At 60.1% G+C, this 23,324-nt stretch carries 21 protein-coding genes, 1 tRNA gene and 1 riboswitch; of the genes, 14 read left to right on the top strand and 8 right to left on the bottom strand.

Translation table 11 applies throughout. The features are described from left to right. The first annotated feature begins 4 nt into the window (after positions 1-4). From ACYF6X_RS21040 to ACYF6X_RS21020, 5 genes are all read left to right on the top strand, one after another. Complete coding sequence (locus ACYF6X_RS21040) at positions 5-127, top strand: GpE family phage tail protein (RefSeq protein ID WP_026142543.1); 123 nt, start codon at positions 5-7, stop codon at positions 125-127. After that, positions 120-2,966 carry a phage tail tape measure protein gene (locus ACYF6X_RS21035; RefSeq protein WP_460924568.1) on the top strand — a complete coding sequence of 949 codons (2,847 nt, stop codon included), beginning with the start codon at positions 120-122 and terminating at the stop codon, positions 2,964-2,966. Before ACYF6X_RS21040 ends, ACYF6X_RS21035 begins: the two co-directional genes overlap by 8 nt. Before the next feature lie 4 nt (positions 2,967-2,970). Next, positions 2,971-3,456: a phage tail protein gene (locus ACYF6X_RS21030; RefSeq protein ID WP_015379102.1), complete on the top strand. Its 486-nt coding sequence runs from the start codon at positions 2,971-2,973 to the stop codon at positions 3,454-3,456. Next, the gene (locus tag ACYF6X_RS21025) at positions 3,453-4,601 is read left to right on the top strand and encodes a contractile injection system protein, VgrG/Pvc8 family (protein WP_197800687.1); all 1,149 of its coding nucleotides are present in this window, start codon (positions 3,453-3,455) and stop codon (positions 4,599-4,601) included. The genes ACYF6X_RS21030 and ACYF6X_RS21025 overlap by 4 nt, the downstream gene beginning before the upstream one ends. An 89-nt stretch (positions 4,602-4,690) precedes the next feature. Next, positions 4,691-4,921, top strand: a complete 231-nt coding sequence (locus tag ACYF6X_RS21020; protein ID WP_072055861.1) for a DNA-binding transcriptional regulator — start codon at positions 4,691-4,693, stop codon at positions 4,919-4,921. Between the two features lie 180 nt (positions 4,922-5,101). On the opposite strand, the gene ACYF6X_RS21015 is transcribed toward ACYF6X_RS21020, so the two are convergent. Further along, a tRNA-Ile gene (locus tag ACYF6X_RS21015) sits at positions 5,102-5,177 on the bottom strand. 146 nt (positions 5,178-5,323) lie between these two features. Between ACYF6X_RS21015 and mug the strand changes: the two genes are divergently transcribed. Then, the gene (mug, locus tag ACYF6X_RS21010; protein WP_063988653.1) at positions 5,324-5,812 is read left to right on the top strand and encodes a G/U mismatch-specific DNA glycosylase; all 489 of its coding nucleotides are present in this window, start codon (positions 5,324-5,326) and stop codon (positions 5,810-5,812) included. A gap of 16 nt (positions 5,813-5,828) precedes the next feature. Further along, entirely contained in the window at positions 5,829-6,281 is a 453-nt protein-coding gene (locus tag ACYF6X_RS21005) for a nuclear transport factor 2 family protein (RefSeq protein WP_080473362.1), read from the top strand. 56 nt (positions 6,282-6,337) lie between these two features. Here ACYF6X_RS21005 and rpoD read toward each other — a convergent pair whose 3' ends face one another. The 3 genes from rpoD to rpsU all read right to left on the bottom strand — a co-directional run bounded on the left by rpoD (position 6,338) and on the right by rpsU (position 10,440). After that, the gene (gene rpoD, locus ACYF6X_RS21000) at positions 6,338-8,179 is read right to left on the bottom strand and encodes an RNA polymerase sigma factor RpoD (protein ID WP_063988654.1); all 1,842 of its coding nucleotides are present in this window, start codon (positions 8,177-8,179) and stop codon (positions 6,338-6,340) included. A 157-nt stretch (positions 8,180-8,336) separates the two neighbouring features. Further along, positions 8,337-10,088, bottom strand: a complete 1,752-nt coding sequence (gene dnaG / locus ACYF6X_RS20995; RefSeq protein ID WP_063988655.1) for a DNA primase — start codon at positions 10,086-10,088, stop codon at positions 8,337-8,339. Positions 10,089-10,224: 136 nt separating this feature from the next. Next, positions 10,225-10,440: a 30S ribosomal protein S21 gene (gene rpsU / locus ACYF6X_RS20990; RefSeq protein ID WP_001144069.1), complete on the bottom strand. Its 216-nt coding sequence runs from the start codon at positions 10,438-10,440 to the stop codon at positions 10,225-10,227. A 325-nt stretch (positions 10,441-10,765) separates the two neighbouring features. On the opposite strand from rpsU, the gene tsaD reads away from it, so the two are divergent. Further along, positions 10,766-11,779, top strand: a complete 1,014-nt coding sequence (gene tsaD, locus ACYF6X_RS20985; protein WP_004937199.1) for a tRNA (adenosine(37)-N6)-threonylcarbamoyltransferase complex transferase subunit TsaD — start codon at positions 10,766-10,768, stop codon at positions 11,777-11,779. A 30-nt stretch (positions 11,780-11,809) separates the two neighbouring features. Here the strand turns inward: tsaD and plsY are convergent, their stop codons facing one another. After that, positions 11,810-12,454, bottom strand: a complete 645-nt coding sequence (gene plsY / locus ACYF6X_RS20980) for a glycerol-3-phosphate 1-O-acyltransferase PlsY (RefSeq protein ID WP_063988657.1) — start codon at positions 12,452-12,454, stop codon at positions 11,810-11,812. A gap of 107 nt (positions 12,455-12,561) precedes the next feature. On the opposite strand from plsY, the gene folB reads away from it, so the two are divergent. Continuing rightward, entirely contained in the window at positions 12,562-12,921 is a 360-nt protein-coding gene (gene folB, locus ACYF6X_RS20975; RefSeq protein ID WP_130017300.1) for a bifunctional dihydroneopterin aldolase/7,8-dihydroneopterin epimerase, read from the top strand. A 132-nt stretch (positions 12,922-13,053) separates the two neighbouring features. Further along, the gene (gene bacA / locus ACYF6X_RS20970; RefSeq protein ID WP_004937204.1) at positions 13,054-13,878 is read left to right on the top strand and encodes an undecaprenyl-diphosphate phosphatase; all 825 of its coding nucleotides are present in this window, start codon (positions 13,054-13,056) and stop codon (positions 13,876-13,878) included. A gap of 39 nt (positions 13,879-13,917) precedes the next feature. On the opposite strand, the gene ACYF6X_RS20965 is transcribed toward bacA, so the two are convergent. Beyond that, positions 13,918-15,162 (bottom strand): multifunctional CCA addition/repair protein, encoded by a 1,245-nt coding sequence (locus ACYF6X_RS20965; RefSeq protein WP_130017276.1) that lies wholly within the window; start codon positions 15,160-15,162, stop codon positions 13,918-13,920. A 122-nt stretch (positions 15,163-15,284) separates the two neighbouring features. Continuing rightward, positions 15,285-15,905: a TIGR04211 family SH3 domain-containing protein gene (locus ACYF6X_RS20960; RefSeq protein WP_019453078.1), complete on the bottom strand. Its 621-nt coding sequence runs from the start codon at positions 15,903-15,905 to the stop codon at positions 15,285-15,287. 278 nt (positions 15,906-16,183) lie between these two features. Here ACYF6X_RS20960 and ACYF6X_RS20955 point away from each other — a divergent pair, with 278 nt between their 5' ends. From ACYF6X_RS20955 to hldE, 3 genes are all read left to right on the top strand, one after another. After that, a complete protein-coding gene (locus ACYF6X_RS20955; protein WP_063988659.1) occupies positions 16,184-17,491 on the top strand; it encodes a CYTH domain-containing protein in 1,308 nt (435 codons plus the stop codon). A gap of 45 nt (positions 17,492-17,536) precedes the next feature. Beyond that, entirely contained in the window at positions 17,537-20,374 is a 2,838-nt protein-coding gene (glnE, locus tag ACYF6X_RS20950; protein WP_107227061.1) for a bifunctional [glutamate--ammonia ligase]-adenylyl-L-tyrosine phosphorylase/[glutamate--ammonia-ligase] adenylyltransferase, read from the top strand. A 77-nt stretch (positions 20,375-20,451) separates the two neighbouring features. Then, positions 20,452-21,882 carry a bifunctional D-glycero-beta-D-manno-heptose-7-phosphate kinase/D-glycero-beta-D-manno-heptose 1-phosphate adenylyltransferase HldE gene (hldE, locus tag ACYF6X_RS20945; RefSeq protein WP_130017277.1) on the top strand — a complete coding sequence of 477 codons (1,431 nt, stop codon included), beginning with the start codon at positions 20,452-20,454 and terminating at the stop codon, positions 21,880-21,882. A gap of 58 nt (positions 21,883-21,940) precedes the next feature. Here the strand turns inward: hldE and ubiK are convergent, their stop codons facing one another. Then, positions 21,941-22,216, bottom strand: coding sequence for a ubiquinone biosynthesis accessory factor UbiK (gene ubiK, locus ACYF6X_RS20940; RefSeq protein ID WP_004937216.1), 276 nt, complete (start codon positions 22,214-22,216; stop codon positions 21,941-21,943). 145 nt (positions 22,217-22,361) lie between these two features. Next, positions 22,362-22,522, top strand: a riboswitch (FMN riboswitch). Between the two features lie 110 nt (positions 22,523-22,632). Between ubiK and ribB the strand changes: the two genes are divergently transcribed. Then, a complete protein-coding gene (gene ribB, locus ACYF6X_RS20935; RefSeq protein ID WP_004937218.1) occupies positions 22,633-23,286 on the top strand; it encodes a 3,4-dihydroxy-2-butanone-4-phosphate synthase in 654 nt (217 codons plus the stop codon). Positions 23,287-23,324 lie beyond the last annotated feature (38 nt).

The raw sequence follows: 23,324 nt of genomic DNA, 5'->3' as shown, positions 1-23,324 counted from the left end.
CCTGATGGCGGACATCGCGGTGATCTTCCACTGGCCGCCGTCTGAAATGGCCGGAATGACGCTCACGGAGCTGTTGAACTGGCGCCACAAGGCACTGCAACGCAGCGGAGTTAATCACGATGAGTAAAAGCCTGCAGCTTCAGGTCTTGCTGAAGGCCGTAGACCAAGCCACCCGCCCGCTAAAGAGTATCCAACAGGCAAGCAAACAGCTTGCCGGTGACATCAAAACCACGCAACAAACCCTCAAGGCACTGGACGCGCAAAGCGCCCGGATTGAGGGGTTTCGCAAGGCGCAGGGGCAGCTTGCCGTTACCGGCAAGGCACTGAAGAAAGCCAAGGAAGAGGCGGCCGCGTTGGCCGTCCAGTTCAAGGCGACGGAAAAGCCCACGGCGCAGCAAGCGCGCTTGCTGGCGGCATCAAAGCGCGCCGCCGCCGAGCTGCAGACGAAATACAACGGCCTGCGCCAGTCGGTGCAGCGCCAGCGTGACGCGCTCAACGCTGACGGCATCGCTACCCGGAACCTGAGCGCAGAACAGCGCCGGTTGAAGGCCAGCGCCAGCGAAGCCACGACAGCGCTGGGCCGCCAGCGCGGCGAGCTGGAACGCCTGAGCAAGAGGCAAGAACAGGTTAACCGCGTCGGCGCGCGTTACCGGGCCGGGCAATCGGCAACCGCGGCTGTCCGTAATACCAGCGCGGCCGGGCTGGGTATCGCTACCGCCGGGCTGGTCGCTGAAGGAGCGTTTATTGCGCCGGGGGTGCAGTTCGACAGGCAGATGTCAGACACGCAAGCCACGTTAGGGCTGGCGAAGAATGACCAGCAGCTGGCCGCCATTCGCCAGCAGGCGCGGGATATTGGCGCCACGACCGCGTTTTCGCCGACGGACGTCGCCCGCACGCAATCGGTGCTCGCCAAGTCCGGCTTTAACGGCGATGCCATTCTGAAATCGACCGAGTCAACGGTAAATCTGGCGCTGGCCTCCGATCTGGACATCGCCGACGCGGCCGACATCATCACCAACATGCAATCGGCGTTTAACATGCCGATAGACGAGATCCAGCGCGTCGCGGACGTGATGACCAAAGGTTTCACCAGCTCGAACAGCAACCTGATGGATTTTGGCGAGGCGATGAAGTACGTCGCGCCGATCGCCGAGGCGGCCGGGGCCAGCATAGAGGACACCACCGCGCTGTTGGGCGTGCTGGCAGATAACGGCATCAAGGGCAGCATGGCCGGGACATCGGCCAGCGCCATGTTTACCCGTCTGCAAGCGCCGGTCGGTCAGGCGCAGGATGCGCTGTCAGAATTGGGCGTAAAAACCAAGGACGGCAAAGGGAACATGCTGCCGATCGCGAACATCCTCAAGAAAATTAACGGCTCGTTTAAAACCAACAAGCTCGGCACCGCGCAGCAGGCCGAATACCTGAAAGTCATTTTCGGCGAAGAGGCGATGAAAGGCGCTATCAAGCTGATTGACGCCGCCGGTAACGGTAAGCTGAGCGAAAAACACAGCACCGTCACCCAGTCAAAAGGGGCTACGGCCCAGATTGCCCGAGTGAAGGTGGACAACCTCGACGGCGACCTGAAAAACCTGTTTTCGGCGTGGGAAGATGTTCGCATTGAGGTGTTCGACGGCCAGAACTCAGCGCTGCGCAAACTCACGGTTTCCGCCACCGAATGGCTGACCAAGGCCGGGGCATGGGTGAAGGCCAATCCTGAGCTGGTCGGCACGCTGGTGAAAGTCACGGCGGGCGTCACGGCCCTGATCGGCGGCCTCGCTGCGTTGGGCCTTATCGCATGGCCGGTGATGGCCGGGGTCAATATGTTGATCGCCGGGGCCGGGCTGCTGGGAACGGTCTTTACCACCGTTGGCGCCGGGATTGCGGCCGCATTCAGTGTGATCACCCTGCCGGTGGTCGCGGCGGCGGCGGTAATTGCCGGTGTGGCGTTGACTATCCGTAAATATTGGGAACCTATCAGCGCCTTTTTAACGGGTATCGGCGAAGGCTTCAGCGCCGCTTTCGCGCCGATGCGCGCCGCGCTTGTCCCGCTGGCTGGCGCATTTACGCTGCTGCTGAACATGGTGCGCAACGTCTGGCAGTGGTTCGGCAAGCTGATCGAGCCGGTGAAATCTTCACAGGCCGAACTCCAGACGGCCGCGCGCTATGGGCGCATGTTCGGTGAATGGATCGCGGCCGGATTGAGCCTGCCGCTGCAGCTGTTGGGCGGATTGCCCGGTCTGCTGACCGGCATCTGGGGCGTTGCGAGCGGCATTGCAGAGCGTGCCGCCGCCGTCTGGGACACCATCGGCGAGCGTGTTAACGCGGCATGGCTGGCGCTGAGCGCCGCCACGGTTCAGGCATGGGATCGGCTGACTGGCTGGCTTAATGGCAAATGGGAGGGGCTGGTAAACGGGGCTAAAGCGCTGCCGGGGCAGTTCAAAGAAGCCGGGATGAACATGATTAACGGGGTCATTGACGGCATTAGCGAGCGCTGGCAGGCGCTGAAAGACAAGTTTTCCGGCCTCACGGATATGCTGCCGGACTGGATGAAGTTTGGCGACGATGAGGCGGAGGTTAACCCGGCGATTTCATACAATCGCCCGGCGCCTGAGCTGATGCCGGGGCCGGGCTATGCGGGGGCATTCGACAAGGGCGGCATTATCCCGCGCGGCCAATTCGGCATCGTCGGCGAGCGTGGCCCGGAGATCGTCAACGGCCCGGCCAATGTCACCGGGCGCCGGAAAACGGCGGCGCTGTCGGCGGCGATGTTATCGCTGTCAACGCCGGTGATGGCGTCGGCCCCGGCTGCGGCACCTGCCATGGCGCCAGCCCCGATCACGATTCAGGTGTACGGCGCCCCCGGTCAAGATGCGGCCTCCATTGCGCGCGAAGTCTCGCGCCAGCTTGAGACCGAACGACGCAAACAAGCGGCCGCCGCGCGCAGCCGCATGAACTACGAAGGGTAAAACCATGATGTTAACGCTGGGCCTGTTTGTTTTTATGCTGCAGACGCTGCCGTATCAATCCATGAGCCGCAACGCGGAATATCGCTGGCCGAGCAACGCCCGCGTTGGCCTGCGCCCGGCGGCGCAATTTCTGGGGATGGATGAGGAAAAAATCACGCTCTCCGGGGTGCTGCTGCCGGAGATCACCGGCGGCCGCTGGTCACTGCTGACGCTGCAACTGATGGCAGAGCAGGGCCGGGCGTGGCCGCTCATTGAAGGCACTGGCACGATTTACGGCATGTTTGTGATCGAGTCGATTTCTGAAACGCATTCCGAGTTTTTCGCCGACGGCAGCCCGCGCCGCACAGAGTTTACGCTCAACCTGAAGCGGGTCGATGAATCCCTGTCGGCGATGTTTGGCGATCTGCGCCAGCAGGCCGGGGAACTGTACGATAAAGCCGGAGAGATGGCCGGGAAGGCCGCCGGTGCTATGGGAGGATTGTTATCATGATCACCGGCGTAAGCCTGCCAGCCGGGGCGCGAGTTGCGCCGGATTTTTCGCTGTTGCTGCAGGATAACGACATCACGCAGAACATCCGCCAGAGGCTGATTTCGCTGTCACTGACGGATAACCGGGGCTTTGAGGCCGACCAGCTCGACATCGAGCTGGACGACAGCGACGGACTGATGGCGATGCCTCAGCGCAATGCGGTGCTGTCGCTGGCGCTCGGCTGGAAAGGCTCGCCATTGACGCCAAAGGGCCAGTTTACGGTCGATGAGGTCGAACACCGGGGCGCGCCGGACACGCTGACTATTCGCGCGCGTAGTGCGGATTTTCGCGGCTCGCTGAACACCCGGCGCGATGAGTCCTACCACGAGACCACCCTGGGCGACATTGTGCAGAAGGTGGCTGCGCGCAATAAGCTGAAAGCCTCGCTGGCCGCTGGTCTGGGCACCATCAAAATCAGCCATATCGACCAGACGCAGGAGACGGACGCGGCATTTATTACCCGACTTGCAACGCTCAACGGCGCGGTGGCGGCGGTGAAAAATGGCGCTCTGCTGTTGTTGCGACCGGGGAATGGCGCCACGGTAGGCGGAAAGGCGTTGCCCGTGTATACCATCACCCGGCAGGATGGCGATCAGCACAGTTTCAGCATTGCCGATCGGGATGCCTACACCGGCGTGACGGCGAGCTGGCTCAATACAAAACAGCCGAAGCCGAAGAAAGTGAAGCTGCAGCGCAAGCCAAAAGAGCAGCATTTGCGCGCGCTGCAACACCCGAAGGCGAAACCGGGCAGCAGCAAAAAAACGGGGAAACCGGCGGAGGCGGCGAAAGGCGATTATCTGGTGGGGGCTGACGATAACGTGTTTGCGATCACCAAAATTTACGCCACCAAGGCCGCCGCAATGCGCGCCGCACAGGCTAAGTGGGAAAAGCTTCAGCGCGGTGTGGCTGAGTTCTCACTGTCGCTGGCGATGGGCCGGGCCAACATCACCCCGGAAACGCCGGTACGCGTCAGCGGGTTTAAAGCGGCGATCGATGCGCAAGACTGGATAGTGAGCAAAGTCACGCACAATCTCAGCAATGGCGGCTTTACGACGGCGCTGGAGTTTGAGGTTTTGCTGTCGGAGGTTACTTATGACGTTTCTTAGTGGGAATTGTAAATTCACTTAAAGAAACTTCTTTTTTGGATCGCGAGCGGTATTATCGCGGCAATTGAGCCAGTGACGAGGAATTAATCATGTTTCATTGCCCGCTTTGCAGAACAGCGGCCCATGCCCGCACCAGCCGCTATTTGAGTCAACAAACGAAAGAACGTTATCACCAGTGCCAAAATATCAACTGTGGCCACACGTTTAAAACGATGGAGACTTACCAATGCGCGATCATGACGCCGGGCCGGGTTGATGCAGTGCCGCCGCATCCGGTCGGAGCCAGTGTGGAAGGACAGCAACAGGTTATGTGGATGTGACAAACTCAGAGATACAAGCCCGCAAAATGCGGGTTTTTTTATGCCTGAATTATGTCGTGCCAAATAGATAAAGGGGGCGAGTTGTTTTCTTGGGGGGACAAAAAGGGGACATCGAACAAGCGATAAATAAAAAAGCCACCCTGTTAGGTGGCTTAATTATATGATTTTAAAGCTAAAATTTGGTGGCCCCTGTTGGGTTTGAACCAACGACCAAGCGATTATGAGTCGCCTGCTCTAACCACTGAGCTAAGGGGCCAAGCCGCGAGATTATAGGGAATCCTTAAGCGGCGGTCTACTGTTACCCGCCCGTATGTTGCTTTTCTGCACAGTTCTAGCCTGTTGTAATTGCTGGCGGATTTTGCGATAACCGCAGTAAATCCCTGCAATGGACTCACGACACTCATGGAACTTCTGGCGCCCAATCTGCGGGTGGTGTTTTGCGGCATCAACCCCGGCCTTTCTTCCGCCCATCAGGGCTATCCTTTCGCCAACGGCAGCAATCGCTTCTGGAAGGTGATCCATCAGGCCGGCTTTACCGAGCGCCAGCTGGCGCCGGAACAGTGGCAGCAGTTGAAGGACAACGGCTGTGGCATTACCGCGCTGGTGGCGCGCCCGACGGTGGCGGCCAGCGAGCTGTCGCGCGACGAGTTGCGCAGCGGCGGTGAGGCGCTGCAAGAGAAGATCCTGCGCTATCAGCCGCGCGCGCTGGCGATTTTGGGCAAGCAGGCGTTCACCACCGCCTTCGGGGTGAAAAACGCGCCCTGGGGCAAGCAGACGCTGATGCTGGGGGAAACCGAGGTATGGGTATTGCCCAACCCCAGCGGATTGAACCGCGCCACGCTGGAGCAACTGACCGCCAGCTATCGCGAGCTGTTCCTGGCGCTGCAATGACATAAAGGAGTATGCGATGACATCGATGATGAAAGGTTGTGTGATGGCGCTGTTATTGGTGACCGGCGCTGCACAGGCGGGGCATTCGCCGCAGGAAGCGCGCAACAAGCAGAACGTGCTGGAGTTTTATCGGCAGGGGCTGAACAACAAGGATTTTGCGGCGGCGCGACCATTTTTAGGCGAGCAGTACAAGCAGCATAACCCCAATGCCAAAGACGGCGTGGCGGGCTTTCGTCAATTTGTCGAGCTGCTGAAAACGCGTTACCCCAACTCGCACAGTGAGGTTAAACAGGCGTTTGTCGACGGCGACTATGTGATCCTGCATGTCGAGGTCAGCGGGCGCGAGGCCGGCAAGACCGCGGCGATCGTCGATATCTTCCGTCTCGACGCCGCCGGAAAAATCGTTGAACACTGGGACGTGACGCAGCCGGTGCCGGAGAAGACCGCCAGCGGCAACAGCATGTTCTGAGGCATAAAAAAACCCCGGCAGGCCGGGGTTTTTGTTTTTTGGGGCGGCAGCCGGACTTAGTCGTCCAGGAAGCTGCGCAGCACTTCGGAGCGGCTTGGGTGACGCAGCTTGCGCAGCGCCTTGGCTTCGATCTGACGAATACGCTCACGGGTTACGTCAAACTGCTTGCCGACCTCTTCCAGCGTGTGGTCGGTGTTCATGTCGATACCGAAACGCATGCGCAGCACTTTCGCTTCGCGCGCGGTCAGGCCGGCCAGCACGTCGTGGGTGGCGGAACGCAGGCTTTCCGACGTCGCGGAATCCAGCGGCAGCTCGAGGGTGGTGTCCTCGATGAAGTCGCCCAGATGCGAATCTTCGTCGTCGCCGATCGGCGTCTCCATCGAGATTGGCTCTTTGGCGATCTTCAGCACCTTGCGGATCTTGTCTTCCGGCATCAGCATGCGCTCGGCCAGCTCTTCCGGCGTCGGCTCGCGGCCCATCTCTTGCAGCATCTGGCGCGAAATACGGTTGAGCTTGTTGATGGTCTCAATCATATGCACCGGAATACGGATGGTGCGCGCCTGATCGGCGATGGAGCGGGTGATAGCCTGACGGATCCACCAGGTGGCGTACGTCGAGAATTTGTAGCCGCGGCGGTATTCGAACTTGTCTACCGCTTTCATCAGGCCGATGTTGCCTTCCTGGATCAGATCCAGGAACTGCAGGCCGCGGTTGGTGTATTTCTTGGCGATGGAAATAACCAGACGCAGGTTGGCCTCAACCATCTCTTTCTTCGCGCGGCGGGCTTTCGCTTCACCGATCGACATGCGACGGTTGATGTCTTTGACCTGCTCGATGGTCAGGCCGGTTTCTTCTTCGATCTGACGCAGTTTCTGCAGGCTGCGCTGCACGTCTTCAGCCACGTCTTTCAGTTTTTCCGACCATGGCTTGGCCATCGCCAGTGCGGCTTCGAACCAGGAATCGCTGGTTTCGTTGCCGGCGAACAGGGTGACGAAGTTCTTCTTCGGCATTTTGCACTGTTCAACGCACAGCTTCATGATGATGCGTTCCTGGGTGCGAACGCGATCCATCATGGTGCGCATGCTGTTGACCAGGAAGTCGAACTGCTTCGGTACCAGGCGGAACTGCTTGAACACTTCAGACAGCTTCAGGATCTCTTCCGCGGCGCTGGCATGGCTGCGGCCGTTCTTCTTGATCACCAGACGGGTCGTTTCGTACTGATCGCGCAGATCGGCGAACTTCTGACGCGCCAGCTCAGGATCGATGCTGTTGTCGTCTTCGGTGTCGTCGTCTTCGTCGTCTTCATCTTCTTCGTCGTCGTCTTGCTCTTCGCTCGACAGCTCAGAACCGATGTGGGTCGCGGTAGGGGCGATGTCCTCTTCCGCGTTAGGATCGACGAAGCCGGTGATCAGATCGGACAGGCGCGCTTCGCCCGCTTCGACGCGATCGTACTGCTCAAGCAGGTAGGTAATGGCTTCCGGGTATTCGGCAACCGAGCACTGCACCTGGTTGATGCCGTCTTCGATGCGCTTGGCGATGTCGATTTCGCCTTCGCGCGTCAGCAGTTCGACGGTACCCATTTCGCGCATGTACATGCGCACCGGGTCGGTGGTGCGGCCGATTTCGGATTCCACGCTGGACAGAACCTGTGCGGCGGCTTCTTCCGCATCTTCGTCCGTGCTGTTCGAGTTTTCGGCGAGCAGCAGGTCATCGGCGTCCGGTGCTTCTTCCATCACCTGGATGCCCATGTCGTTAATCATCTGGATGATGTCTTCGATCTGATCGGAGTCGACGATATCTTCCGGCAGATGGTCATTGACCTCAGCATAGGTCAGATAGCCTTGCTCCTTACCACGGGTGACAAGTAGCTTCAGCTGTGACTGCGGGTTTTGCTCCATAAGACGGTATCCACACTTCAGAGTATTTAGGTTGGTGTCGGTCGGCGAAACCGCCAACAATAGCATTTGGGGCGTTTTCGTTATCGCCGCGGCCCACTATGGCGGCACTGTGCAGGGCTCTGCCCTCGCAATTATCGGCACTTAAGCCGTTTGGTATTCAGTTTTTCTTTCCAGCTCTTGACTCGTTGATCATACGAACTTCTTCTCGCTCTGAGGGGCTCAAGCCCTGCGTACGGGAGAGTGCCAGTAACTCTTCTAACCGTTGTTCGAGCACAGAGTCGAACATATGATTCAGGGAGTCCAGAAAGGTTCTTTCTGCAATCTCTGTATCTGATATATCGTTCCAGGCAGACAAAGTTTCAAGGTTAGCGCTGAACTTTGTATCCCGATATTCTTCCAGAATCTGGCCCGTTTTTATTCCAGGTTGAGCCAGGCAAAGGCTCACCAGCTCGCTGAACAGCGGCAGGCCTGGTAGTTTGGCGTGTTGCAACCCTTCAAGAGAAGGTACAAGTGTAGCCAACTGCGGATTTTGCACCAGTAACCCTATCAGTATACGCATGGTTGTGCGTTTTAGCTGGGGCGCCTGATAAGGATGCGCATTTTCCGCCTGCTTGGGCATCAGCTTGTCGAGCTGGCTGTCGTCCAGCAGCCCCAGCTTGTTGCCGAGCTCCTGGCGCAGGTACAAGCGCAACGTTTCGCCCGGCACCTGAGTAATCAGCGGCAGCGCCAGCGTGCTCAGCTTGGCGCGCCCGTCCGGGCTGCTCAGATCCACCTGCGGCAGCAGGCTTTCGAACAGGAACGTGGACAGCGGCTGTGCCTGCTCCATTCGCTGTTCGAAGGCTTCTTTGCCTTCCTGGCGCACCAGGGTGTCCGGATCTTCGCCGTCGGGCAAAAACATGAACCGCAGCTGGCGCCCGTCGTTCAGGTAGGGCAGCGCGGTTTCCAGCGCCCGCCAGGCCGCCTCGCGGCCGGCGCGGTCGCCGTCGTAACAGCAGACGACGTTGTCGGTGGCGCGGAACAGTAGCTGAATGTGTTCAGCCGTCGTCGAGGTTCCGAGCGAGGCGACGGCATAATCGATGCCGAATTGCGCCAACGCCACCACGTCCATATACCCTTCCACCACCAGCAGCCGCTGGAGGGTAGGGTGGTTCTGCTGTGCTTCATACAGGCCATACAGCTGGCGGCCCTTATGGAAAACTTCGGTTTCCGGCGAGTTCAGGTACTTCGGCATACCGTCGCCCAATACGCGGCCGCCGAAGGCAATCACGCGCCCGCGTTTGTCGCGGATGGGGAACATCACCCGTTCGCGGAAACGGTCGTACGAACGCCCCTGATCGTTAGTCACCAGCATGCCGGCATCGTTCAATGCGCGGCGCGAGTCGGCGTCGCGGCCGAAGCGCTTCAGGGCGTTGTCCCATCCCGCCGGCGCGAAGCCAATGGCGAAATGGCGAATAACGTCGTCACTTAATCCGCGCTGCTGCAAATAGCTGCGCGCCGGTGCCCCGGAGGACTGCTGCAGTGACTGTTGATAGAACGCGCTGAGCTGCTCCATCAGTTGGTACAGGCTCTGGCGCTGATGGCGTTCGATCTGGGTTGGCCCGGTGCCCGCTTCGTAAGGCACTTCCAGCCCGTGCATGGTCGCCAGCTCTTCGATGGTTTCGACAAACTCGAGTCGGTCGTAATTCATCAAAAAATCGACGGCGTTGCCGTGCGCACCACACCCAAAACAGTGATAAAACTGCTTTTCGCCATTAACGGTAAAGGAAGGCGTCTTTTCGTGGTGGAACGGACAGCACGCGTGGTAGTTCTTGCCTTGCTTCTTGAGCTTCACGCGGGCGTCGATCAGATCGACGATGTCGGTGCGAGCCAGCAAGTCATTGATAAATACGCGCGGAATTCGTCCAGCCATAAGCCCTTACTTCATTAGCCTATAAACGAGAACAAGCCGCGCATTCCTTTCGGAAAGCACGGCCTTCGTATGCAACTACTCGGTCTGCGCGATTTTGAAAATCAGAAATTCACGCGGTGGGGTTGCCCCCGAAGAATTAATACAGACGAGTGCGGCGTGCGTTTTCGCGAGCCAGTTTCTTCGCGTGACGTTTCACAGCAGAAGCTTTAGCGCGTTTACGTTCGGTAGTTGGTTTTTCATAAAACTCACGACGACGAACTTCAGCTAAAACACCCGCTTTTTCGCAAGAGCGTTTGAAACGACGCAGAGCAACGTCAAATGGCTCGTTTTCACGTACTTTAATTACCGGCATGTGCCTCTCACCTCAATAAAATTCGGTTTGTTGCTGGCCAAGCGCCAGCCTTTTCAAAATGGTGCGGAATTTTACTCCAATGGATGCTGCTTTGTAAAGCACCACAGCAAATTGAAACCCGCGTCGCTCTGCCGCAACGTGCGCAATTTTGCACCGGGCGCTGATTATAGACTAATCAGAAAAAAATGCTCGTCTTTAATCGCCAGGGCCTTTTCTGGATGAATCATCGACATAGGTGCGAGCCGGTGACAAGATGCGCCGCGCTGGCGGTAAATGCGGCGGAATGTGGTAGACTGGCGGCCGCACGTGAATGATGGGAAATGTAATGCGAGTACTGGGTATAGAAACGTCCTGCGATGAAACCGGAATTGCAGTGTATGACGATCAAACCGGTTTGTTGGCCAACCAATTATACAGTCAGGTGAAGCTGCACGCCGACTACGGCGGCGTGGTGCCGGAACTGGCCTCCCGCGATCACGTGCGCAAAACCGTGCCGCTGATTCAGGCGGCGCTGAAAGAGGCCAACCTGACCCCGGCCGACATCGACGGCGTGGCCTATACCGCCGGGCCTGGCCTGGTGGGCGCGCTGCTGGTCGGTGCTACCGTGGGGCGCGCGCTGGCGTTCGCCTGGAACGTGCCGGCAGTGCCGGTGCATCATATGGAAGGCCACCTGCTGGCACCGATGCTGGAAGACAATCCGCCGGCGTTCCCGTTCGTCGCGCTGCTGGTCTCCGGCGGCCACACTCAGCTGATCAGCGTCACCGGCATCGGTGAGTATGAACTGCTGGGCGAGTCGATCGACGATGCCGCCGGCGAAGCGTTCGACAAAACTGCCAAGCTGCTCGGCCTGGATTATCCCGGCGGGCCGATGCTGTCGAAGATGGCGCAGCAGGGCACGGCGGGGCGCTTCACCTTCCCGCGGCCGATGACCGATCGTCCGGGGCTGGACTTCAGCTTCTCCGGGTTGAAAACCTTCGCCGCCAACACCATTCGCTCCAACGGCAACGACGATCAGACGCGTGCCGACATCGCCCGCGCTTTCGAGGATGCGGTGGTAGATACGTTGGCGATCAAATGCAAACGTGCGCTGGAGCAAACCGGCTTCAAACGCCTGGTGATGGCCGGCGGCGTGAGCGCCAACCGCACGTTGCGCGCCAAGCTGGCAGAGATGATGCAGAAACGCGGCGGGGAAGTGTTCTATGCTCGCCCGGAATTTTGCACCGACAACGGCGCGATGATCGCCTATGCCGGCATGGTGCGCCTGAAGAGCGGCGCCAACCCGGAGCTGAGCGTTTCGGTGCGGCCGCGCTGGCCGCTGGCGGAACTGCCTGCGGTATAAAGCAAAGGGCCGGATAATCCGGCCCTTCTGTTATTCGTCTTTCGGCTGGTCGCCGTTATCCGCATCCGCGTCGTTTTTCTTCTTGCGGAACTTGCCCCAAATCTTGCCTTCCTGGCCGCGCCACAGGCGCTGGATATTGTCGTGATGCCGCATCAGGATCAGGCAGGAGAGCATCGCCACCGGGAAGGTGAACTGCGGTTTGAACCACCAGACGTAGAACGGGGCGATCAGCGCGCTGACGATAGCGCCGAGCGAAGAGTAGCCGCTGAGCAACACCGTCAGCAGCCAGGTGCCGGTCATCAGGCCGGTCAGATCCCAACCGATAGGCGCGATGGCGCCAAACGCCGTCGCCACGCCTTTACCGCCGCGAAAGTGGAAGAATACCGGATAGATGTGCCCCAGGCAGGCGGCGATCGCCGTCAGGCCGAGGTACAGCGGCGGCACATCGAGTTTGTAGGCCAGCCAGACCGGCAACATCCCTTTCAGAATATCGAACACCAACACCGCCGCCGCCGCCAGCCGGCCGCCGATGCGCAGGACGTTGGTCGCCCCGGGGTTTCCTGAGCCATGCTCACGCGGGTCCGGCAGCCTGGCGATCCGGCAAACCAGGATCGCGCTCGAAATCGAGCCGCACAGATACGCGAAGATAATCATGCCAAGCGCGGTAGCACTCATAACGCGGTTCCGTTTAATAATGGTCGTTTTACTCGCAACATCTATGGATAATACGCACATTCCGCTGGAAGTGGTATCCGGCAAGGCCAAAAACAGAGAATGACGTGATGGATATCGTATTTATTGAAGAGCTTACCGTAATTACCACCATTGGCGTTTATGAGTGGGAACAGGGCATTCGTCAGAAGCTGGTGTTCGATATCGAAATGGGCTGGGATAACCGGCCGGCCGCCGCCAGCGATGACGTAACCGACTGTCTGAGCTATGCCGACGTCAGCGACGCCGTGATCCAGCACTTGGAGTCGAACCGCTTCGCGCTGGTGGAACGCGTGGCGGAGGAAATATCCGAAATTTTGCTTCAGCGCTTCAATTCCCCCTGGGTCCGTATTAAGGTCAGCAAACCGGGCGCTGTAGCACATGCCAGTCGGGTCGGCGTGATCATTGAGCGCGGCACTCGTCCCGCATAATTTTATGTCATCTGCTTGCAACGAAAGACCGTTAACCTGGTCTTAATCCTGAGAATTGTTTTAGCGGCATTGTCTTTAAGCATTGCCGCTTTTTTATGTGATAGCCGTTATTTTATGGGGTGATCGAAGCACATGGCTGACATGCATTCACTGTTTATTGCGTTTGTTCTTGGGGTTGTTGAGGGGTTAACCGAATTTCTGCCGGTGTCTTCCACCGGGCATATGATTATCGTTGGCGAGTGGCTGGGCTTTACCGGCGACAAAGCCAAAACCTTTGAAGTCATCATCCAACTGGGGTCGATCCTGGCCGTGGTGGTGATGTTCTGGCGCCGGCTGTTCGGCCTGATCGGCATCCATTTCGGCGGCAAGCCGGTGGAGCACGAGGGCAAAACCAGCGGCCAGCTGAAGCTGGGGCACATCCTGTTGGCGATGATCCCGGCGGTGGTGCTGGGTCTGGCCTTCCATGATTTCATCAAGTCGCTGTTCGCGCCGAAAAACGTGATGTACGCGTTGGTGGTCGGCGGCCTGCTGCTGCTGGCAGCGGAATGGCTGAAGCCGAAGAAACCGAGCGCGGAAGGGCTGGATGACATCACCTATCGCCAGGCGTTCATGATCGGCTGCTTCCAGTGCCTGGCGCTGTGGCCGGGCTTCTCCCGTTCGGGTTCCACTATCGCCGGCGGTATGCTGGTGGGCGTGAATCGCTATGCGGCGTCCGAGTTCTCCTTCATTTTGGCGGTGCCGATGATGATTGGCGCCAGCGGCCTGGATCTGTACAAGAGCCTGCACTTCCTGACCTGGGGCGATCTGCCGATGTTCGCCGTCGGTTTCGTTACGGCCTTCGTGGTGGCGCTGATTGCGATCAAGACCTTCCTGTCGCTGATCAAGCGCATCTCGTTCGTGCCGTTCGCCATCTACCGCTTTATCGTGGCGGCCGTGGTTTACATGGTATTCCTGTAAGCCCGACGCCAAGAAAAAACCCCGCTCTGCGGGGTTTTTTTATGCCTGATCGTTGAGGATAGTTTGATTGAGCTTCCAGTCGGCCAGCGCCTGCTGGCGGCGGCGTTTGAGCTCATCGCGGATCGCGGTGCCCTGCAGCCCGCTGGCGACCACTTCTTTAATAGATACCGCGTTCGCCACCTGATACGCCTGGCGCAGATAGTCTCCCTGCGGATAAGGGTTCTCCTCAAAGCCGGTGCGGCCACGCGCGTCCGCTTCGCTGGTCAGGATCATCTGCTCCAGCCTTTGGGGCTTGCGCCAGACGTCGATGGCGTCGAACAGCTTCAGCAGGGTTTCCGGCCGCAGCTTGTTCACGGTGTGGATCAGATCATGGTACTCGGCCACCAGCTTGCTCAGATCGCGCACCGGGTTGGGCACCCGCAGTCGCTGGCACAGCGCTTCGACCAGCCGCACGCCCGCCGGGCCGTGGCCGTGGTGATGCGGCCAGAACTCTTTCGGCGTCAACCCCTTGCCGAGGTCATGGCACAGGGTGGCGAAGCGCACGTCCACCTCCGGCGTGAGGCGGGCGGCAATCGCCAGCGCCATCAGCGTGTGCACGCCGGTGTCGATCTCCGGGTGCCACTTGGCGGGGGCCGGAACGCCGAACAGCGCGTCGATTTCCGGGAACAGCACCGCCAGTGCATCACAGTCGCGCAGCACCTGAAAATAGACCTGCGGGCTCTGGCTTTGCAGCGCCTTTTCGGTTTCCTTCCAGACGCGTTCGGCGGTCAGCGCAGCCAGTTCACCGCCGTGCGCCATTTGGCGCATCAGGGCGAGCGTTTCGTCGGCAATGTGAAAACCCAGGTGGGCGAAGCGGGCATTGAAGCGGGCCACGCGCAGTACGCGCAGCGGATCTTCGCCGAACGCGTCGGAAACGTGGCGCAGCACGCGCGCCTGCAGATCGGCCACGCCGCCGTAAGGGTCAATCAGTTCCCCTTCGGCGGAGCGGGCGATGGCGTTGATGGTCAGATCGCGCCGCAGCAGATCTTCTTCCAGCGTGACGTCCGGCGCGGCATAGCAGGTAAAACCGGTGTACCCCTGGCCGGATTTGCGCTCGGTGCGCGCCAGCGCGTACTCCTCATGAGAATCGGGGTTGAGGAACACCGGGAAATCTTTGCCGACCTGTTGGTAGCCCAATGCCAGCAGCTCCGCCGGCGTGGCGCCCACCACCACCCAATCATGATCGACTACCGGGATGTTGAGCAGGCTGTCGCGAACGGCGCCGCCGACCAGATAAATCTGCACTGTTGACTCCTGAATATCGTGTAAGGCTCTGTCTATCAGATTACATGAATTGGCCGCGGGATGTCGGCACCAATGAAAAGGGCGCCCGCAGGCGCCCATACTCAAACTGAACGATACTGAGATCAGTTCATCCAGCGGTTGTTGTTCTTGCGGCGCGGGATCAGGTGCGGCAACAGCAGGCCCAGCAGCAAACCGACGCCGGCGACGCCGCCGCCGTACATGAACCACTGCAGGATAATGGTGCGCTGCTTGTCGTCGAGCTGCAGGTTAACGGCGTTGACCTTCTTCTGCGCGACCACCAGCTGGTTTTTCAGATCCTGGTTTTCCTTCTGCAGGCTGCTGATGGTGCTGTCGCTGCCCGCGACTTTCTCCTGCATTTCCGAGGTGCGCTGGTTCCAGGTGTTGTCGATGTTGGCCAGCTTGTCGGTCAGGGTTTTCACCTGCTGTTCCAGCTCGGGCACGCGAGTGCGCAGGCTTGGCGTCTGGCTGAGCTGGTCGAGCGGGATCCAGGTGGTGCGGCCTTTCGGATCGCGGATCTGGCCGTAGTTGGTGCTGTCGTTGACGCTCAATAGGGTGACTTCTTCACCGGCGTTCAGAGTGCCGACAATACGGTACTGATTACCTGGGCCGCTATGGACGTAAGTGCTTAACTCATCGGAGATATAGCGTTTATCTTCGGCATGTGCGGCCCAAGTGATGCTGAAGCTCAGCGCGGCAAGGCAAATCAGGCGTAATTTCTGCATTAGTTCATCGTTTCTGGGTGAATTTATGGAACGATAGTAGAGGGTTCAGTCTGACGACGCAACGCCAAAACCGGAATGAGAACTATCTTACTGTGGCTGATTCTGTGAGTTGCGCAGCGTTTTATAACGTAACAGGTTTTTTCTACAGTTAGCAGGGTTAAGGCGCCGGGAATCGCGGTAAGATAACGGCAACTGTGCGTCAGTGGGCAGCATACGGCGGGCCGAACGCGCCGCGCTGAAACCGACGTGAATGCATAACTTATTGGTGTTAAAGAATTATGACCGTTGAAATTGAACTGAAATTCATCGCCGCGCCGCAAGCGGTGGCCGCTCTTCCGCAATGGCTCGCCGCCTGGCCGCATCAGCATTCCGCGCCGCAAAAGCTGACCAACATTTACTTCGAAACGGCCGACAACGTCCTGCGCCGTCACGACATGGGGCTGCGCATTCGCGGTTTCGACGATCGCTATGAGATGACCATCAAAACCGCCGGTAAAGTGGTGGGCGGCCTGCACCAGCGCCCGGAATACAATGTCGCTATCGCCGAGCCGCAGCTGGCGCTGGCGCAGTTTCCTGCCGACATCTGGCCGCAGGATTGCGATATCGCGGCGCTGCAGCAGGCGTTGCAACCGCTGTTCCGTACCGATTTCGTGCGTGAGAAGTGGGTGGTTACTTACGGCAAAAGCGAGATAGAGATTGGCCTGGACCAGGGCGAGGTGCGTGCCGGTGACCTCAGCGAAGCCCTGAGCGAGATCGAGCTGGAGCTGTTGAAAGGCGATACCGCCGATCTGCTGGCGTTGGCCGGTGAGCTGGCGGCGCACGACGGGTTGCGTCAGGGCAGCCTGAGCAAGGCGGCGCGCGGTTACCACCTGGCGCAGGGCAATCCTCCGCGCGAGGTGCGCCCACTGCAGGTGCTGAAGCCGGCGGCCAAGGCGACCGTGGAGCAGGGGATGATCGCCGCCTTCGAGCAGGCGCTGAGCCACTGGCAGTACCACGAGGAGCTGTGGCTGCGCGGCGACGCGCAGGCGCGCGCTTCGGTGATTGAGGCGGTCGGAACGATCCGCCAGGCGCTGGTGATCTTCGGTGGCCTGGTGCCGCGCAAGGCCAGCGCCGATCTGCGCGCCCGCCTGACCGAGCTCGAACCGCTGTTGGCGGACAAAGCCGCACAGCCAGAGACCCTGTGCTACAGCACGGCCTATCTGCAATGTAAGTTGGCGCTCACATCATGGCTGGTGAGCGGCGCCTGGCGGCCGTTTATCGATGCCAAAGGGCAGGCCAAGCTGGACGGTTCTTTCAAGCGCTTCAGCGACATCATGCTGGGGCGCAGCGGCGCGGAGCTGAAAGAAGCCTTCAGCCGTATGCTGAACGAAGATGAATATCAGGAACAATTGCCGCGTCTGACGCGTCAGATTTCGGCGCTGGTCCTGCTGTCGGGCGCCTACCCCGACGAGCAGACCGGGCCTTATATCGAGGCCTGGCGCGAGCTGCAGGCAGCGCTGAGCGAGCGCCGCCAAGGCTGGTATGAAGCCAGCCGCAAACAGGCCTTATCGCATGCGCCATTCTGGTTAAACGGCGCGCTTCGTTAATCCAGCCGGCCCGCCAGCCGTGGGCCGCAGAACGGGTCATACACTATGTCGCCACTTTCAGCCGCGTTACAGGCTCAGGCACAGCAGGTTGTGCAGCGTTTTCAGGAAGTTCACGGCGCGGACTGCGCCTTTAGCGAACAGGAGCAGTGGGTGCTGGCGTCGAGCGATTTCGTCAGCGACGCGCTGTTCGCCCAGCCGGCCTGGCTGGCGACGCTGCGCGAACAGCCGCCGGCGCCCGGCGAGTGGCAACACTATGCCGCCTGGTTGCAGGACGAGCTGGAAGAGGTGCGCGATGAGGCCCAGCTGATGCGCACGCTGCGTCTGTTTCGCCGTGAAACGCTGGTGCGCATTGCCTGGGCGCAGGCTCAGGGGCTGTGTTCGACCGAAGAAACGCTGCTGCAGCTGAGCGGATTGGCGGAAACGCTGATCGTCAGCGCGCGCGACTGGCTGTACCAAACCTGCTGCCGCGAGTGGGGCACGCCGTGCAACGCCGCCGGTGAACCGCAGCCGCTGCTGATCCTCGGCATGGGCAAGCTGGGCGGCGGCGAGCTGAATTTCTCGTCGGATATCGATCTGATCTTCGCCTACCCGGAAAACGGCCAGACCCAGGGCGGGCGGCGCGAGCTGGACAATGCCCAGTTCTTCACCCGCCTCGGCCAGCGGCTGATCAAGGCGCTGGATCAGCAGACCATCGACGGCTTCGTTTATCGCGTCGACATGCGGCTGCGGCCGTTCGGCGACAGCGGCCCGTTGGTGATGAGCTTCGCGGCGCTGGAAGATTACTATCAGGAGCAGGGGCGCGACTGGGAACGTTATGCGATGGTGAAGGCGCGCCTGATGGGCGGCGCAGAAGACGCCTACAGCCAGGAGCTGCGCAAAACGCTGCGGCCGTTCGTGTTCCGCCGCTATATCGATTTCAGCGTCATTCAATCATTGCGCAACATGAAGGGCATGATCGCCCGTGAAGTGCGGCGTCGCGGCCTGAAGGACAACATCAAGCTGGGTGCCGGCGGCATTCGGGAAATCGAATTCATCACCCAGGTATTCCAGCTGATCCGCGGCGGCCGCGAGCCGGCGCTGCAGGGGCGTTCACTGTTGCCGACGCTGCAGGCGGTGGGTGAGCTGGGGCTGCTGGAGGCCGAGCAAGTGCGGGCGCTGAGCGCCGCCTATCTGTTCCTGCGGCGGCTGGAGAATCTGCTGCAGGCGATCGGCGATCAGCAAACCCAGACGCTGCCGCAGGATGCGCTCGATCAGGCACGGCTGGCCTACGGCATGGGGCTGGCGGATTGGCCGGCGCTGATGGCGACGCTGGAGTTGCACATGCAGGCGGTGCGGGCGGTGTTCGACGACCTGATCGGCGACGATAGCCCGGATGTCGGCGAAGATCCCGACTACCAACACTACCACAGCCTATGGCAGGACGCGCTGGAGGAAAATGAGCTGGCGCCGTTGACGCCGCACCTGGACGAAGAGGGGCGCCGACAGATGTTGCGCACCATCGCCGATTTCCGCCATGACGTCGACAAACGCACCATCGGCCCGCGCGGCCGCGACGTGCTCGATCAGTTGATGCCGCGCCTGTTGGCGGAAGTGTGCCCGCGCCAGGACGCGCCGACCGCGCTGGTGCGACTGGCGCAGCTGCTGCTCAGCATCGTCACCCGTACGACCTACCTCGAGCTGCTGGTGGAGTACCACGCGGCGCTCAGCCATCTGATCCGCCTGTGCGCCGCGTCGCCGATGGTTGCCAACCAGCTGTCGCGCTATCCGCTGTTGCTGGACGAACTGCTGGATCCGGCCACGCTGTATCAGCCGGTGGCGCTGGATGCCTACCGCAGCGAGCTGCGCCAGTACCTGCTGCGGGTGCCGGAAGACGACGAAGAGCAAAAGCTGGAGGCGCTGCGCCAGTTCAAACAGGCGCAGCAACTGCGCATCGCCGCGGCGGATATCGCCGGCGCGCTGCCGGTGATGAAAGTGAGCGACCACCTGACTTATCTGGCGGAAGCGATCATCGACGCGGTGGTGCAACAGGCCTGGAGCGACATGGTGGCGCGCTACGGCCAGCCGACCCATCTGCAGGAGCGTGAAGGGCGCGGCTTTGCGGTGATCGGCTACGGCAAGCTGGGTGGCTGGGAGCTGGGTTACAGTTCCGATCTCGATCTGGTGTTCCTGCTGGATTGCCCGCCGGAGGTGATGACCGACGGCGATCGCTGCATCGACGGCCGTCAGTTCTACCTGCGGCTGGCGCAGCGGGTGATGCATCTGTTCAGTACCCGCACCTCCTCCGGCATTCTGTATGAGGTGGACGCGCGCCTGCGGCCTTCCGGCGCCGCGGGGATGCTGGTCAGCACCGTCGAGGCGTTCGCCGACTACCAGCAAAATGAAGCCTGGACCTGGGAACATCAGGCCCTGGTGCGTGCGCGCATCGTGCATGGCGATCCGGCGCTGCATCAGCAGTTCGACGCGATCCGGCGCGAGATCCTGTGCAAAACGCGCGATGCGGAGATCCTGAAGCGCGAAGTGCGCGAGATGCGCGAAAAGATGCGCAACCATCTCGGCAACAAGCAGCGCGATCTGTTTGATATCAAAACCGATGAGGGCGGCATTACCGACATCGAATTTATCGCCCAATATCTGGTCTTACGCTATGCGCCGGGTGAACCGCGGCTGACGCGTTGGTCGGACAACGTGCGCATCTTCGAGCTGATGGCCAATTACGACATCATGCCGGAAGAGGAGGCGCGCGCGTTGACCCAGGCCTATGTCACCATGCGCGACGAGATCCACCATCTGGCGCTGCAGGAGCATTCCGGCAAGGTCGGCAGCGAGCTGTTCGCCGCCGAGCGCGAGCAGGTGCGTGCCAGCTGGGCCAAATGGCTGGATTAATACCTTTTTGCGGGTATTCCGGCGGTCTGTGGTAATATCTGCGCCACTAAAATTTTGTACTTTTTTGGAGTTATCGGATGAAAGTTACGCTGCCTGATTTTCGCCGCGCCGGTGTGCTGGTGGTCGGTGACGTCATGTTGGATCGCTATTGGTATGGGCCGACCAGCCGCATTTCACCGGAAGCCCCGGTGCCGGTGGTCAAGGTCGATACCATCGAAGAGCGTCCCGGCGGCGCGGCTAACGTGGCGATGAACATCGCTTCGCTGGGAGCCACTTCCCGCCTGGTGGGCCTGACCGGCATCGACGATGCGGCGCGGGCACTAAGCGCCAAGCTGAATGAAGTCAACGTGTGCTGCGACTTCGTCTCGGTGCCGACCCATCCGACCATCACCAAGCTGCGCGTGCTGTCGCGCAACCAGCAGCTGATCCGTCTCGACTTCGAAGAAGGTTTCTCCAACGTCGATCCGCAGCCGATGCTGGAGCGTATTCAGCAGGCGCTGCCGCAGATCGGCGCGCTGGTGCTGTCCGATTACGCCAAGGGCGCGCTCAGCCAGGTGCAGGGCATGATCCAACTGGCGCGCGCCGCCAAAGTGCCGGTACTGATCGATCCGAAAGGCTCTGACTTCGAGCGCTATCGCGGCGCGACGCTGCTGACGCCGAACCTGTCCGAGTTCGAAGCGGTGGTGGGCCACTGCAAGGATGAGGCGGAGCTGGTGGAACGCGGCATGAAGCTGGTGGCGGATTTTGAGCTGTCGGCGCTGCTGGTTACCCGTTCCGAACACGGCATGACGCTGCTGCAGCCGGGCGTTGAACCGCTGCATTTGCCGACCCAGGCGCAGGAAGTGTTCGATGTGACCGGCGCGGGCGACACTGTGATCGGCGTGCTGGCCGCCTCGCTGGCCGCCGGTAATTCGCTGGAAGAGTCCTGTTTCCTGGCTAACGCCGCCGCCGGCGTGGTGGTGGGCAAGCTTGGTACCTCTACCGTGTCGCCCATCGAGCTGGAAAACGCGGTGCGCGGCCGTGCCGAAACCGGTTTTGGCGTGATGACCGAAGCGCAGTTGAAGCATGCTGTCGCGCAGGCGCGTCAGCGCGGCGAAAAAGTGGTGATGACCAACGGCATCTTCGACATTTTGCATGCCGGCCACGTCTCTTATCTGGCCAACGCCCGCAAGCTGGGCGACCGCCTGATCGTGGCGGTGAACAGCGATGCGTCGACCAAACGCCTGAAAGGGGAAACACGCCCGGTCAACGCGCTGGAGAATCGGATGATCGTGCTGGGCGCGCTGGAAGCGGTGGATTGGGTGGTGCCGTTCGAAGAGGATACGCCGCAGCGCTTGATCGCCGACATTCTGCCGGATCTGCTGGTGAAAGGCGGTGATTACAAACCGGAAGAGATTGCCGGCAGTGCGGAAGTGTGGGCCAACGGCGGGGATGTCAAAGTGCTGAACTTTGAAGACGGGCTGTCGACCACCAACATCATCAACGCGATCAAAGACGGTCGCGGCTAACGCCGGGCAATCTAAAGAACAAGGGCGCGCGGTTCTGGTGCGCGCCCTTGGCGGGAATTTATTCGTCTTCCTGCTTGGCGGCCGGTGCCGCGCTCAGTTTGCTTTCCAGCTCGGCCATGCGCTGTTCCAACAGCGCCAGTTTCTCGCGGGTGCGCAACAGCACCTGAGTCTGTACGTCGAACTCTTCGCGGTTAACCAAATCCAGGCGGGTCAGCTGCGACTGCAGGACCTGACGGATTTTTTTCTCAACGTCTTCCCCGAATTCACGAACGCCTTTAGGCATGGACTCATGAACCTGGCGTGCGATTTGTTCGATTTTTTTCGGGTCAATCATGGCGTATCCCTTTCAGAGTTTAATAGCTGCCGCTTAGTGTAATGCGAGTTGCCCGCCGGATAAACCATTAAGCGCATTCGCCGTGCGTGGCCGAATTGTGCTTTTGCCAATTGCCCTGCCTACCCATTAGCGCTATAGTCAACCTGCTTATTCTCAGGGCGGGGTGAAAGTCCCCACCGGCGGTAAATCACCTTCTACGGTGAAAGCCCGCGAGCGCTCAGCCAGCCTGTCAGGGCCGGTTAGAGGTCAGCAGATCCGGTGTAATTCCGGGGCCGACGGTTATAGTCCGGATGGGAGAGAGTAACGGTATCTGCCGGGCTTGTGCCCGCTTGCGTTATTTTTTTAGCTATTGCTAGCTACTCCTCAAGATCGCCCTGGTTCTGGTAATCCATAATTTTTTAATGAGGTTTTTTACCATGAATCAGACGCTACTTTCAGACTTCGGCACGCCGACAGAACGCGTTGAACGCGCGATCGACGCACTGCGCAACGGGCGCGGCGTAATGGTGCTCGATGATGAAAACCGTGAAAACGAAGGTGACATGATCTTCGCCGCGGAAACCATGACCGTTGAGCAGATGGCGCTGACCATTCGCCACGGCAGCGGTATCGTGTGCCTGTGCATCACCGAAGAACGCCGTCAGCAGCTTGAGCTGCCGATGATGGTGACCAACAATTCCAGTCAGTTCCAGACCGCCTTCACCGTGACCATTGAAGCGGCGCAGGGCGTGACCACCGGGGTTTCCGCTTCCGATCGCCTGACCACCATCCGTGCGGCGGTGGCAGACAGCGCCAAGCCGAGCGACCTGAACCGTCCGGGCCACGTGTTCCCGCTGCGTGCGCAGCCAGGCGGCGTGCTGAGCCGTCGCGGCCACACCGAAGCGACTATCGATCTGGTTTCCATGGCCGGTTTCAAACCTGCCGGCGTGCTGTGTGAGCTGACCAACGACGATGGCAGCATGGCGCATGCGCCGGAAGTGATTACCTTCGCCAAACAGCACGACATGGTGGTGCTGACCATCGAAGATCTGGTGGCCTACCGCCAGGCGCACGAGAAAAAAGCCAGCTGATAGCCGGCCGCTTTTCAACGATAAAAAAGCCGCGTTAC

The organism is Serratia sp. ID 25-353, from assembly GCF_054792795.1.
Note: the sequence above shows the minus strand (reverse complement) of the source record. Positions and strands in the feature narration are given on the sequence as shown.